General features: G+C 47.1%; 12 protein-coding genes and 1 pseudogene. 4 read left to right on the forward strand and 9 right to left on the reverse strand.

Annotation, left to right across the window (positions count from 1 at the left end; all coding sequences use genetic code 11):
• Positions 1 to 5 precede the first annotated feature (5 nt).
• Genes ACN6MW_RS30215 through ACN6MW_RS30240 form a run of 6 tightly spaced genes read right to left on the reverse strand, consistent with a single transcriptional unit; the run spans position 6 to position 4,846 of the window.
• Entirely contained in the window at positions 6 to 851 is an 846-nt protein-coding gene (locus tag ACN6MW_RS30215; RefSeq protein ID WP_419873424.1) for a Sir2 silent information regulator family NAD-dependent deacetylase, read from the reverse strand.
• A 13-nt stretch (positions 852 to 864) separates the two neighbouring features.
• Positions 865 to 1,842, reverse strand: coding sequence for a zinc-binding alcohol dehydrogenase family protein (locus ACN6MW_RS30220; RefSeq protein WP_419873425.1), 978 nt, complete (start codon positions 1,840 to 1,842; stop codon positions 865 to 867).
• Positions 1,843 to 1,884: 42 nt separating this feature from the next.
• Entirely contained in the window at positions 1,885 to 2,493 is a 609-nt protein-coding gene (locus ACN6MW_RS30225; RefSeq protein ID WP_419873426.1) for an ABC transporter permease, read from the reverse strand.
• Positions 2,490 to 3,260, reverse strand: a complete 771-nt coding sequence (locus ACN6MW_RS30230) for an ABC transporter ATP-binding protein (RefSeq protein ID WP_419873427.1) — start codon at positions 3,258 to 3,260, stop codon at positions 2,490 to 2,492. The genes ACN6MW_RS30225 and ACN6MW_RS30230 overlap by 4 nt, the downstream gene beginning before the upstream one ends.
• Positions 3,261 to 3,280: 20 nt before the next feature.
• Complete coding sequence (locus tag ACN6MW_RS30235; protein ID WP_419873428.1) at positions 3,281 to 4,192, reverse strand: glycine betaine ABC transporter substrate-binding protein; 912 nt, start codon at positions 4,190 to 4,192, stop codon at positions 3,281 to 3,283.
• A gap of 9 nt (positions 4,193 to 4,201) precedes the next feature.
• The gene (locus tag ACN6MW_RS30240) at positions 4,202 to 4,846 is read right to left on the reverse strand and encodes an ABC transporter permease (RefSeq protein ID WP_419873429.1); all 645 of its coding nucleotides are present in this window, start codon (positions 4,844 to 4,846) and stop codon (positions 4,202 to 4,204) included.
• A 184-nt stretch (positions 4,847 to 5,030) separates the two neighbouring features.
• On the opposite strand from ACN6MW_RS30240, the gene ACN6MW_RS30245 reads away from it, so the two are divergent.
• Positions 5,031 to 5,384, forward strand: coding sequence for a winged helix-turn-helix transcriptional regulator (locus ACN6MW_RS30245; RefSeq protein ID WP_419873430.1), 354 nt, complete (start codon positions 5,031 to 5,033; stop codon positions 5,382 to 5,384).
• 65 nt (positions 5,385 to 5,449) lie between these two features.
• Here ACN6MW_RS30245 and ACN6MW_RS30250 read toward each other — a convergent pair.
• Positions 5,450 to 5,677: pseudogene (locus tag ACN6MW_RS30250) on the reverse strand (branched-chain amino acid transporter permease); the annotation flags it as partial.
• A gap of 34 nt (positions 5,678 to 5,711) precedes the next feature.
• Complete coding sequence (locus ACN6MW_RS30255) at positions 5,712 to 7,055, reverse strand: PLP-dependent aminotransferase family protein (protein WP_419873431.1); 1,344 nt, start codon at positions 7,053 to 7,055, stop codon at positions 5,712 to 5,714.
• A gap of 169 nt (positions 7,056 to 7,224) precedes the next feature.
• On the opposite strand from ACN6MW_RS30255, the gene ACN6MW_RS30260 reads away from it, so the two are divergent.
• The 3 genes from ACN6MW_RS30260 (at position 7,225) to ACN6MW_RS30270 (ending at position 9,427) form a co-directional block, all read left to right on the forward strand.
• On the forward strand, positions 7,225 to 8,172 hold the full coding sequence (locus tag ACN6MW_RS30260) for a DMT family transporter (RefSeq protein WP_419876490.1): 948 nt from the start codon (positions 7,225 to 7,227) through the stop codon (positions 8,170 to 8,172).
• Between the two features lie 37 nt (positions 8,173 to 8,209).
• Entirely contained in the window at positions 8,210 to 8,842 is a 633-nt protein-coding gene (locus tag ACN6MW_RS30265) for a nitroreductase family protein (protein ID WP_419873432.1), read from the forward strand.
• A 186-nt stretch (positions 8,843 to 9,028) separates the two neighbouring features.
• Positions 9,029 to 9,427, forward strand: a complete 399-nt coding sequence (locus ACN6MW_RS30270) for a VOC family protein (RefSeq protein ID WP_419873433.1) — start codon at positions 9,029 to 9,031, stop codon at positions 9,425 to 9,427.
• Between the two features lie 228 nt (positions 9,428 to 9,655).
• Here ACN6MW_RS30270 and ACN6MW_RS30275 read toward each other — a convergent pair whose 3' ends face one another.
• On the reverse strand, positions 9,656 to 12,334 hold the full coding sequence (locus ACN6MW_RS30275; protein ID WP_419873434.1) for an IPT/TIG domain-containing protein: 2,679 nt from the start codon (positions 12,332 to 12,334) through the stop codon (positions 9,656 to 9,658).
• Positions 12,335 to 12,360: the final 26 nt, after the last annotated feature.

Consider the following 12,360-nt stretch of genomic DNA (forward strand, 5'->3'; position numbering starts at 1 on the left):
CTTTTTTACTTCATAAATGCTAAGACAACTTCTCTCATATCTTCTGTGAACGCCATGGTTTTGTCTTTGTTTTCCTCCATGCCCACTGGATGGTCTTTGTTTAACCGGATTAAAATTGCGTTCTCATTATGATAATTCAATCTTTCAAATGGATAACGGATGATGCCAGGTGTGTTGAACCCGACTCCGAGCTCCAGCAGCACGATCTTCTTCCCTTCGGCATCTAACAAAAAATCTTTGTATGATGCATCTCGCTCATACCAGTTTTCATCCTGTACAAAGTATTGATTGCTTCTTAAATTAGGATCCATTTTGCCTCCGCAGACAGGACATTGAGGTACAAGTTCGGAGGGGATTTTGCAATCGACCGTCTTCTCAATCATTTCCTTAACTATATGTTCATTATAATACAGTTTGTTATGGCAGCCTTTCGCGCACTGGAGGAAACTATAGTTACCTTGGATTTCGAATACCTTTTCAGGTGCAAACCCCGCCTTTTCAAACTGACTTTCGACATTGGTAGTGATGACGAAATAAGGTTTATCTTGAACCAACTGATAAAAATCCTGATAAAGATTTGTCGGGCCCGTTTCATACCGATTGAGGCTGATGTGCTTCGCCCAGTACGCCCACTTCTCTTCCTGCGTTCCAAACGGATAAAAGCTGGACGTGTAAAGATCGGTGAACCGATACTTTTCGATAAAGGATCCGAAATGATCCGTAAATCGTTTCCCGCTGTATAAAAGGCCTGCTGCAGCCGATAAGCCTGCCCCTCCGCCCAATAAAATAACATCGGTTTCCTCCAAAGCCGCCTTGGCTTTGTCTATTCGTGACCGGTAATTGTCCTTCATTTCGCTCCCCCTTTTACTCGTCTATACACGTATTAACGACAATGATCTTTCCGCTGGCGGTATTACTCTCCATTAATTGGTGTGCTTCATGGATTTGATCCAGCGTGAACACTTTGGAGACGGGCGGCTTAATCTTATGTTCCTCAATAAAGTGAAATAATTGTGCAAGCAGGGCTTCTTTAACGAGTTCGCTTGTAAAAGCCGTAAAATACACTCCTGTCGGAATATCAACCAGCGGCTCGAAGCGATCGATTTCCCACTTATTGCCTAAGATTCCCGACATGCATAAAATGCCATGCTCCGAAACAAGTGATAACGAATGCTTCAACGTAACCGTTCCCACGAGCTCAAATAATTTGTTTACGCCTTTCGGTGCGATGGCCAATAACGACTCGGTTAAACGGTCATCATCCAGAAGCGCTGCATCGGCGCCGGCATGCTTCAGAATATCTATTTTTTTGCTGTCTCTGGTCGTCGAGATGACAGTTGCGCCGACGGCTTTGGCAAGCTGCAATGCTGCTAAGCCTACGGAGCTGGTTCCTCCACGGATAAGCAGCGTTTCTCCTTTAGTGAGGCGAAGACAATCAAATAGCGTTGCATATGCCGTATAATACATTTCCGGAATCGCGGCCAGTTCTATCCAGTCCATCCCATTATCTATGGCATAGACTTGATTTGTTGGAATAAGTGCATATTCGGCGTAGCTGCCATCGAATTCGCGTCCTAGCCCCCCCATCAAAGAAACAACACGCTGCCCTTTTCTAAAGGCGCTATCCGAGGGGTTGTCGATTACACCAACACATTCGATCCCAATAATTCGTGGCAGTTTAACAGCTGGAGAATGGCCTTGTCTTGTAAACATCTCCGAACGATTGATGCCAAACGCTTTTATTTTGACGCGGACCCAGCCTGGCTTTACCTCTGGCATCGGTACTTCCCGAACAATCAGGTCCTTTGGTGCACACGGTTTTTCTAGTACAACAGCATTCATTGTTGATACTCCCCTTTCTGAATCGAAGCAAACTCATACCATCTATATCCGCTTTTCAATTTGGATCAATAACAGATTGGCACCGATCGCAAGCCCTGCGGACAGCAAGCTGCCCCACAAAATTTTGTAAACGTTCATCGTTCGGAGTCCATCGAGCAAAATGCTGCCCAATCCTCCTGCGTTGATTAAGGCAGCGATCGTTGCCATCCCAATCGTAGAAACAACTGCAAGACGTACTCCGGTAAAGAGTGCTTTCGTCGATAACGGCAGCCTGACCTGAAAGAGCACTTGCATCCGGCTCAAGCCGATTCCGGCAGCCGCTTCAACAATGGAAGGATCGACTTCATGGAGGCCAGCCATAAAATTTCGCAACAGCACATATTGGTTATAGGCTATTAAAACGATCATCGCGGTCATTGGTCCTATTCCCGTAACCGGAATCAACAGGGCGAAGAGTGCGGGGCTGGGAATCGAATAGATTACCGAGAAACAATAAACCATGATTTTAGAAACGGTATTCGAACTCATGGCTGCAATCGTTAAGATCGCAGCGAGTATGATTGAAATAATCATGACAACTGCCAACATTTCCAAATGCTCCAAAAGCGCCTTCCATAATTTCTCGGGATGATTAAGAGCGTACTCAATCAATCGAATCCCTCCCAGAAGCGTTCTTGCTTTCTTGATGAGTGAATAAGCGAGGAAACGAAATCATCGGCAGGTTTCTTCACAATGTTGCGCGGCGTATCAAACTGACATAGGTTACCTTTGTTCATAATGATGACCCTTGTCCCGAGTTTGAACGCCTCGTTAATATCATGCGTGACCAATAGGAAAGTTTTTTTCAGCCCACCATGAATTCGTTTCAGCTCATCCTGCAAATACAGTCGGTTGATCGCATCGATCGCGCCAAAGGGCTCATCGAGCAGCATGATCTTAGGGTCGATCGCCAAAGCACGCGCCAATCCTATCCGCTGCTGTTGACCACCTGACAATTGGTTAGGATACCGGTTTTTAAATGCTTGCCGTTCTAGACCGACAAGATGTAAAAGCTCGTCAACTCTCTCATTAATCTGAGTTTGGGGCCATTTTAACAGCTTTGGCACGATCGCGATATTCTGAGCGATTGTCATGTGAGGAAACAACCCGACCTGTTGAATCACATAACCAATACGTCTTCTTACCTTCACAGGGTCAACTGTCGCTATGTCTTCCCCGAACAGTTTAATTGTCCCTTCGCTAGGCTCGTACAGGCGATTGATCATTTTGAGCAGCGTTGTTTTTCCGGATCCGGAGGAGCCCAGTATGGTAATGAACTCTCCCTCGTTAATGTCCAAACTCACATGATCGACAACATATTCCCCAGATTGCGAGTATCTTTTACTTACATTGTTAAACTCGATTGCCGTTAGAGACATGTTCTCCTCCATGTAACCACTTATTTAATGGATTCATAAAACTCGTTTGCGATGTCTTCATATTCCTCTTTGTCGACATCAACTTTAGCGTTCAGAGCGGTGATAGTCTTGGTATCCAGCGCTGCGCTTACCTTATTGATAATGTCTGCAATCTTTGGATTAGCTTGTAATACATTGTCTCGAATAACAGGTGCCAAATTATAAGGCGGCCATACCTGCTTGTCGTCCTCCAACAATGTGAATTCATCGGTATTCACTAATTGGCCTTCCGTCGTGTAGGCTGGCGCAACATCGGCTTCATTATTTCGAAGCACTTCATACTTCAAGCTATTGTCATAGATCTTCGATGACTTCCAATTCAATTTGCCGTACACCTTCTCTAAAGCAGGAATGCCGTCTTCGCGCTGATCAACTTCGCCTTGGGAGGCAAATCGAAGTTCCGCTGCATGTTTTTGCAAATCCGAAATCGTGGTAATGCCTAGGTTTTTGGAAACTTCCGTCCGTATGACAAGGCCAGCCCCATCGTTAGCCTCCGAATAGTTTAGCCAGGTGACCTTAAATTGTTTTCCATACTCTTCCTTTACAGTCTCATACACTTCTTCGGGATCCGTGATCATATCCATTTTCAGAACGGATAACAAGCCGGTTCCTGTGTATTCGGGATACAAATCGATTTCGTCGTTCACAAGGGATGTATGAATGACAGACCCGGCAATGTTAGCTACCCTCTCCACTTCATATCCCGCGTCTTCCAGGGCGATTGCATACAATTCGCCAACGATAAGGTTCTCTGTAAAATCTTTTGTCCCGACACGAACAGTTGTACCGCTGCCTATTTTAGAACTCTTCTCTCCGCAAGCGGTCAGCGTTAGCGTTAATACCAAAGCAGTTACAACTAAGATAAATAAATTCTTGTTCATTCGCTTCTTCATGATTTCATCCTACTTTCTTACGAGTTTATATTTGAACCAATATCGTTCAATGAGATCAAGCAATAGTCCCGACGTTATCGAAAGTACAGCAACCGAAATACCGCCTATTAAAAGCAAGTCCATTCGGTTAAGGCCTAAACCCGTAAAAATAATCTCTCCTAGCCCCCCCGCGCCGATCTTAGCAGCCAAGGTCGCACTGGCAATAACTTCAATCGCAGCTATCTTGAGGCCGGTCAAAATCATCGGCGAGGCTAACGGAAACTTAATTTTAAGCCATACCTGCCGATCCGACATGCCAATCCCATAAGCAGCCTCCAGCAATGACGGCGACGCTTCTTGAAGCCCTGCAACAGTATTCATTAGAATAGGCGGAATCGCTAATAGCACAAGCGCGATCAGGGCCGGCCTGACTCCAGTTCCCATCATAGGAATCAGAAGCAGGATCACTGCCAAGCTAGGAACAACGCGCAGCACTTGAAAAATAAAGACTACCGCTCTTTCGTATTGCTTATGTTTTACGCAGAGATATCCGCAGGTAATGCCGATAATTGCAGAGACAATTAATGTGATCATGCTAATGGCAATATGCTCTTTCAGAGCATTTATATAGTCATGATAACTATTTAAGAAATAATCAGAAATCTGTTCCCACACGCCATCACCTCCTAAACTTACCTGGCTTCTATCGGTTGATTCCCAATGTCCGTTAAGCTTCCTTATTTTAAACGCACATTTGCAATTCATCTCTTTGCATTTATAATAAAAGCATTACAGCCATATGGAAAGTAGGCACCTTTATATCATATAGGAACCTAAAAGTAACTATTGGAGGACATGCATGATTTCAAAAAAGGAATTACCCCTATGCCCCGTCGCAACCACTGTAGGCTTGATTGGCAATAAATGGAAGCTGCTTATTCTACGTGAAATGCTTCCAGGTGTTAAGCGTTTTGGCGAGCTTCGTAAAGGAATACCCGATATTAGTCAAAAAGTATTGACGCAAAACCTCCGGGCTATGGAGGATGACGGGATCATTATCCGTGCGGTCTACGCTGAGGTTCCACCAAGGGTAGACTATCAGCTAAGCGAGTTGGGTAATTCGTTGCGCCCTATTATCAGCGTGATGGAAGTATGGGGATTGAATTATCAAAAGAATGCTAATCCTGTTGAGCATGCAGAGAGCGGTACTTAATAGAAACGTCATCTAAAACACAAAAGCTGCCTTTTCAATATTGAAAAGGCAGCTTTTCATTTCAGTTAAAAAATCAGTTGAATAAGCAGCATATAAATTATCGTACCGCTAGCCATGGATAAAAGCATGTTTCGGCGCCAAATATGGAGCAAAGCAACGATCGTTACGGCGATTAGTTCCGGAGCACCGTGGTTACCGGATAACAAACTGACATCTTTTAAGCTGTAAATGACCAGTAATCCTAGAGCCGCTGCGGGCAATACTTTACCAAGATACTGCACAAAGGGCGGAGTGGTTGTCTAGGAGGCTCGTTGAAGGATGGTTATTCTACCACTTGACATTCCTCTTTATTTCCTCAACAATCGCCTTAACCCCCTCAGCGATTTGCTCCGGCTGCGCCCGTGAAATGCTGATCCGCAAAAACTTCTCCCGCTCCAGGTAGTCGGGCAAATAGAAGCCATTGCCGGACACGACAATAATATTCCTCGCCGCAAGCCGCTTAATCAGTCGCTCCAAATTGACCGTTTGCGGAAGCTTGAACTGCATATAGACACCTGAACTGACATCAGCGGCTCCAATCAAACCTTCATCGTTGTATTGCAGCAATGCTTCATTCAGCATACGAATCCGTGCGGCATACTGTTTGCATATTTTATGCTTGTGACGTTCATACATGCCGCTTTTGATGTACACCTCGAGCGACGCCTGGGACAAGAGCGAGGTATCGCTATGTCTTTTGTATGTTTGAAAAGTCTCCAGCAACCGTTCTGGCAAAACGGCGGTTCCCAACCGCAAACCTGGGAAAATGATTTTCGAGAAGCTTTTCAAATAAACGACGTTTGAGGTTCTGTTGTACGCGTAAATCGGATCGAAACCCCGTTCCTCGCCCAAATCGGCCATGTAATCGTCTTCCACGACGTATACATTATATTTGCTAGCGAGACCAGCAATCGCCTTCCTCTCCTCAGGGCTGTACGAAGTGCCCAGCGGATTGTGGTATCTTGACATCGTGTAAAAAAATTTAATTCCGTCATTTTTGAACTTCGCCTCTAATTCCCGCAAATTGATACCTGTCGCCGTTCGCGTAATTCCGCAGACCGGTATTCCCTCTGTCATAAGAAAACGTAAATAAATATCGTAACTAGGCTGTTCGACCAAAATGACCGAATTCCCGTTCGGAAACGGCATTTTTGCCAAGATTTCCAACGCCTGCTGCGCACCCGAAGTCACCATAATTCGCTCCACATTCGCATGCACTTGATCTCCTGCCAGGTGGGAAGCAAGCGTATGCCGAAGTCTCTCCAGCCCTTTGGAGTCGCCATACGTGAACAGGTGGTGTTTGTATATATCAATTGCCTTGTTCAAGCAATGCTGGAAATCCAAATACGGAAACACGTTTTCATCCGGCAAGGCCGAAGCGAAATCTATGATTTTGATTTCATTGCCGTTAGGCAAATCTCCCGTTTTTTCGACTACGTAATAGCCGCTCTGCGAGATCGAATAAATAGCGTGCCGCTTCTCCAGCTCTGCGTATGCCCTTATGATGGTGCTGATACTGCATCCGTACAGCTTTGCTGCGCTTCGAACGGAAGGTAGCTTTTGGCCCTGGCGGAATTGTCCTTCCACGATTTTCTGCTCAATATCGGAAAGAATAAACAAATACTTTTTCATACCGCTCCCCCTTAGCTATCTCTAATCATTATACAAGTCTTAACCAACTGTATCGATACAGTTTTGATAATACATTATTGTTCAGGCCACGTTTTAGCCCTATCATTTCAAGTAACGGATAGATGTTCGCGAACACGATCCTGAATTTAGAGGAAAGGAAGAAACCATCATAGACCAAAAAGGATTGAAACTTGCTTATGTCTCTGCGCTATTGAACGCTACGATAATCGGATTTTCGTTTCTGTTTGCCAAAATAGCGCTCGAACTCGCTGATCCTATTGATACGCTAACATTCCGTTTTACCCTTTCGTTTGCGGTCATCTCGATCCCGGTAATGTTCGGCCGAGTTAAACTGAACTACCTCGGCAAACCATTATATAAAGCATTACTTTTGGCAACAATGTACCCTATTGGTTTCTTTACGCTACAAACGTTTGGGCTGCAGCGCGCCAGTTCTTCAGAGGGAGGCATATTATACGCCGCGACACCGATCTTGACGATGTTATTAGCCGCCGTATTTTTAAAGGAAACGACAACCGTCCTGCAGAAGCTATCGATCTTCCTATCGGTATTCGGTGTTGTGTTCATCTTTGTGATGAAAGGCAGCGGCATCGATTTGACGAACATAAAGGGTTTATCCCTGTTGTTCTTATCATGCCTGGCTTTTGCCGGATACGGCGTTCTGGCCCGGTCGCTTTTACGAACTTTTAGCCCTGCGGAAATCAGTTATTTGATGCTCGGAATCGGATTCGTTACTTTTCTTGCTGGTTCGCTCACAAAACATGTGACCGCTGGGACGATTGATCAATTCATTGCGCCGCTCGCCAACAGCACCTTTATCATGTCGATTTTCTACCTCGGAGTAATGTCCTCCCTTCTCACATCACTGTTGGCAAACTACGCCTTATCCAAAATCGAAGCTTCTAAAATGAGCGTATTTTCCAATCTTGCGACTATCGTCTCTATCGCTGCCGGCGCGCTGTTCCTTAGGGAAGAGTTAACGATGTATTCGATTATCGGCTCGGCGTTGATTATTGCAGGGGTTATGGGAACGACTCTTTTTGGGCAAAAAAAAGTAAAGACACAAACGTTGAATGCAGACCGTGTAGAGGCTTGATGAGAGATCTTATTAAAAATTAGGAGCTGAATGTAAAATGTTATCCCACTCACAAACCGATTTTTTTGCCGTAGCCAAAGAACGTCATGCCGTCAAAAACTTTGACTCTACACATAAAATAGCTAAACAAGAGATATTGGAGCTTCTGGAAATTGCAGCCAGCGCGCCATCCTCTTGGAATCTTCAACACTGGAAGTTTCTCGTCATTGAGGATCAGACAGACAAAGAAAAACTGCTGCCGATCGCATACGGCCAAAACCAAGTCGTCGAGGCTTCGATAGTCGTCGCTAGACTAGGAAACCTTCAGGCTAATCAGAATGCCGAAGCCGTCTTTGGACCTGAAGTACAAGCGGGACGGATGCCGGAGGAAGTGAAGTCAAACTTGGTCAACCAAATTGAATATGCTTACGCCAATGTGCCAACCGTTCCGCGCGATGAAGCGATACGCAACGCATCACTGGCCGCAATGCAGCTCATGCTCGCCGTGAAGGCGAAAGGACTTGATTCATGCCCGATGGGCGGCTATGACGCCGTTAAATTCGTTGAAACGTTTTGCGTCCCGTCACATTATGTTCCGGTCATGCTTGTCACGATAGGCAAGGCTGCAGCGCCTGCTCGTCCGTCCCCCCGCTTACCGGTCGAGCAGTCAATCGTATGGAATGGTTTCTGACCTTTATATTCTTTCTACAAAAAACAAAAACCATCGTCAGTTTGGATTGACGATGGTTTTGTTGCGGCTCTGTTCATTATTTTAATTGTTAAACTGGCTGCACAGTGCTTCACATATTCGACTCTCGAAGAGATATAATAGGTTCACATGATGTGTTATCACTCAAAGATAAGGAGTCGGTTTAGGATGGACAAGATTACGCCCTTCTTAATGTTTCAAGATGGCCAGGCAGAAGATGCAATGAATTATTACACGTCACTCATTGAGGAATCAAAAATTACAAGTATCGTTCGTTACGGAGCGAATGAATCTGGAACAGAGGGAACAGTGAAGAATGCGACTTTTTCGTTAAAAGGGCAAGAATTTATGTGCATTGACAGTAATTTGAAGCATCAATTCTCCTTTACACCTTCGTTCTCGATTTATGTCACTTGTCATTCTGAAGAGGAGCTTAACCATCTTTATGAGAATCTCATTAGGGATGGACAAGCACTTATGCCGTTAGATGATTATGGTTTTAGCAAGAAATTTGGATGGTTAAATGACCGGTTCGGTGTCTCATGGCAGCTTAATCTTCCGAAATAGGCGTCTTCCGCGTTATCCTGTCTGTTAACTCAATACTGGACAGAAAAGCCCGCAGCAAATTAAAATCCGCCAATTCATGAATTGGCGGATTTTTTGATCAGAACCTCTTTAGCTTTTTATTATCAACATAACACCACTTCTGTTCGTTCTTATCGGTTCATCTCTCTCCTTTCGGTTCGCCGGCTTAAAGCCGATACACTCTTTTCAGTTTTCTCTATACAATTAGGATTATAAAAATGGCATAATAGCGTTTGCGTAAGCTTGCGCGCCCTTCGGATTCGGATGGCCCATCGAGGCACGTTTGCATTTTTCCATATCGAAACCGGTACAGCCTGCCTCCGTGCAAGACACCAGCCGGTCGCTTGCTATGAAATCCTGCGGTGAAAGATCCAGGTTAACGCCGAACAGGTACGGATCGTCGGTAAGCGCCGCATGGTCGGGGCCGAAGTTAGGATCGGCGAAGAAGATCCGCGGAGGAGCATTCAGCTCACCGTTTTTGCGGTTAATGGCCTGCTGCAGGTATAGCTTAGAGTCTCTCTCCAGCTTCTCGCAGCGGTTGCAAATCGCTTCGAATTCGGCAAGACCGAATATGCCTCCACCCACGCCTCCACCGGCTCCTCCCACGAGGATGCCGAGTGCGATCAGCAACGCTTCAACCGCAGCCAGATCGCTTTTGCGGGAGATCGGCGCATAATATCCTGTAACGATGATTTTGGCTTTAGGATATTGTTCTGTAACTTTGTCCAGCAGTTTATACATGCTTTGATTAAGATGCAACTCCAACAACTCATCCAGATTCGCTGGGTGAAACGGGTTCAGAATGGTTGTGACGTCAACGTCGTTCATCCCGCCGTCCATCAGAACCAGATCGACTTTATCCCTTCGTCCGGTGAACAGTTCGCACTGCTGCAGGATCGTCGGATAGGACGTCGGCACCTCGCCGTCCACCGGCTCGGCGGTTATCGAATTGCCGACTCCGATCGTCGCTCCCGAATGCGCCAGAACACTCGTATATTGCTTGATATTGCCATTCTTGGCCTGAATCGCCGCGCCCACGAGCGAGTAGAATTTCTCGTGTTCTTGCATCCCTTGACCCCAACTGACGGAGTCGCCGATTACCAGCATATGGTACGTATCAAGTTCCAGCTGGAACGTATTAGACAATGTGCCGTCCGCGAAACGAACCTTCAAGGTGACACGTTCGCCCGATGCATTGATCTCTGTATCGGAAGGGCGAACCATCGTAAATTCAATTTGCGTCGAGCTGGTCAGATGGACATCCGGCATTTCATGATCGTTGACGAGCACGAGAGTTCCTTCCGCAAAGCCGCTCCCCTTCAAGGTAACTTTCATGCCCGGCTTGACGCGGAGCAGCTCATCCGGCTTCCGCTCTTCCATCCCTTCCTGCTCGATATCCATAATCTGAGGAAGAACATAAACGGTAGCGAAATTGGATAACGTCGAATCCGTTTGACGGACCTTGAACGTACGCGAACCGCCGAACAGCTGAGGTACCGTAAATTGCAGGAGTGTATCGCTTACGACCGTCGTAGCGGCCTCAATACCGTCTATCACCACGATATCGCTCATCGTGAATCGTTTTCCTACTACTTCCACCCTCTCGCCTTGTTTGGCATAAAGCGGACTGACATGGTTGATCGCTGGCTCCAGCATTTTCCTTCTGAAATCGTCAGCATCGATGGAGAAGAAGCCGATCGGATAAGGCTGGACACCGCCTGTCTGACCGTTTGGCCCTGGACTGCCCTGGGCTCCAGTCGCTCCATGCAAACCGGCCTTCCGAGGTCCCGGACCGCAAGAGCCCTTTGAGTCTCCTACAGCTCCGCCTTCTCCGCCGATACCCGGAAAGCCCGCAGCTCCGCCGAGACCTGCGCTGCCCCCTTCAATACGGATATCGAACCCCGTAGCGTACTGCTGTAAAACAGGTTGAGGTGCATATAAACTCAGTCGGCCCCCCATGCCGCCGTTGCCTCCAGCACCGCCATTGCCGCCTCTGCCGCCGTTGCCGCCATTACCGCCGGCACCAGCACCCGCCTTGCAGAAGCCTGCCCAATCCAGCACGGCCGGCTTGCCTTTGCCGCCTTTGCCACCAGTGCCGCCGTTTTGCCCTTGACCGCCTTGCGTGCCGTCCTGCCCGCGCAAATCAAATCGCGGCCTTCCCGTCATCTCTAGCAACCATACCTCGAGCTCCGGCGCGGGAGCTCCGTCGTATCCGCGGCTCCCCGTCCAGCCTGACGTGCCGGGAGTCCCTGGGATCCCGACCAGCGTCGTGGACATCGCTGCAGCAGAAGGCGTCAGCGGATCCGGTTTAATTTGCGGAGGAGCAGTACGGTAAGGACGCTCCCAACTGAACGTGACGTTCTCCTCGACCGTCAGCTTCTCAGTCAGAATGATGAGATTGCGTTGCGGATACTTGATGACAATGTTCGTTCCGCTTGTGAGATGCACCTCAGAAGCGGCCCAGTAAGCCGTATCGACAAAGATTTCGGATCCGGCAGCCGTTAGGGAAGGCAACGACAGAAAGGCTTTGTCCTTGCTTGTGAACGGAATCGCCGTCAGAATATCGGCCTTTCCGCTGTAGGTCTCCACCGTTGGTGTTCCTTTCTGATTGGAGAAGATGCGGGTCGTGGACTGCACCATCGTTCCTCCGCTTATGACGCTTGCTCCCGGCTTCGTCACGCCCAGCTGGGGTACGATTTGGCCGCTGATCCGCAGCGTGCCTAGACCGGACAAAGACGTTATGCCTTTCGTCTCCAACAGCGCTTTATGATAAGTCAGCCTGTCAGTTACCATCTGCGGAGCTGCAGTGAATGATCCTGCCGTTAAAGTTGCGGTGAAGGCATCTGTTTGCATGCCTCCATTTGAAGAGTAGCTATTAAACTTAGACATTTTGATTATCTCTCCTTTTCAATGGA

Source organism: Pristimantibacillus sp. PTI5 (assembly GCF_048572955.1).
GTDB lineage: Bacteria > Bacillota > Bacilli > Paenibacillales > Paenibacillaceae > Pristimantibacillus.

Bases quoted from the DNA above. Each gene is read 5' to 3' on its own strand.
- ACN6MW_RS30215 (WP_419873424.1), bottom strand. From the start codon at position 851: ATGAAGGACAATTACCGGTCACGAATAGACAAAGCCAAGGCGGCTTTG.
- ACN6MW_RS30220 (WP_419873425.1), bottom strand. From the start codon at position 1,842: ATGAATGCTGTTGTACTAGAAAAACCGTGTGCACCAAAGGACCTGATT.
- ACN6MW_RS30230 (WP_419873427.1), bottom strand. From the start codon at position 3,260: ATGTCTCTAACGGCAATCGAGTTTAACAATGTAAGTAAAAGATACTCG.
- ACN6MW_RS30235 (WP_419873428.1), bottom strand. From the start codon at position 4,192: ATGAAGAAGCGAATGAACAAGAATTTATTTATCTTAGTTGTAACTGCT.
- ACN6MW_RS30245 (WP_419873430.1), top strand. From the start codon at position 5,031: ATGATTTCAAAAAAGGAATTACCCCTATGCCCCGTCGCAACCACTGTA.
- ACN6MW_RS30255 (WP_419873431.1), bottom strand. From the start codon at position 7,055: ATGAAAAAGTATTTGTTTATTCTTTCCGATATTGAGCAGAAAATCGTG.
- ACN6MW_RS30265 (WP_419873432.1), top strand. From the start codon at position 8,210: ATGTTATCCCACTCACAAACCGATTTTTTTGCCGTAGCCAAAGAACGT.
- ACN6MW_RS30270 (WP_419873433.1), top strand. From the start codon at position 9,029: ATGGACAAGATTACGCCCTTCTTAATGTTTCAAGATGGCCAGGCAGAA.
- ACN6MW_RS30275 (WP_419873434.1), bottom strand. From the start codon at position 12,334: ATGTCTAAGTTTAATAGCTACTCTTCAAATGGAGGCATGCAAACAGAT.